This window comes from Mumia sp. (assembly GCF_028803055.1).
Lineage (GTDB): Bacteria > Actinomycetota > Actinomycetes > Propionibacteriales > Nocardioidaceae > Mumia.
Genome location: NZ_JARBCJ010000358.1, coordinates 1 through 508 on the forward strand (window position 1 = coordinate 1; position 508 = coordinate 508).

Here is a 508-nt window from a genome sequence, read left to right on the forward strand (position 1 = left end):
ATTCACCCGGCGGCTTTGTAGGCGACGCCGATGTCCTGGACACCTGGGCTACGTCCTCCCTGACCCCGCAGATTGTGGGCGGCTGGAGCCGGGATGAGGACCTGTTCGCCAAGGTTTTCCCCTTTGATCTGCGCCCGCAGGGGCACGACATCATCCGCACCTGGCTGTTCTCCTCCGTGGTGCGCGCCGATGCCCTGAACCACGCCGCGCCGTGGAAGCACGCCGCCATCTCCGGCTGGATCCTGGATCCGGACCGCAAGAAGATGTCCAAGTCCAAGGGCAACGTGGTGGTTCCCACCGACGTGCTCAACGACTACGGATCCGACGCCGTGCGCTACTGGGCGGCCTCCGCCAAGCTGGGTGCGGACACGGCCTACGAAATTGCGCAGATGAAGATTGGCCGCCGTCTGGCCATCAAGCTGCTCAACGCCTCCAAGTTCGTCCTGAACCTGGGTGCCACTGAGGCAAACGTCGTCACCGCGGACACTTCGGTCATCACCAACGCCCT

The 508-nt window shown here is 64.2% G+C and carries 1 protein-coding gene; it reads left to right on the top strand.

Annotated features, from left to right (window positions below; genetic code table 11):
• A partial coding sequence (locus tag PV363_RS17905) for a class I tRNA ligase family protein (protein ID WP_301023109.1) occupies positions 1–508 on the top strand: 508 nt, incomplete at both ends.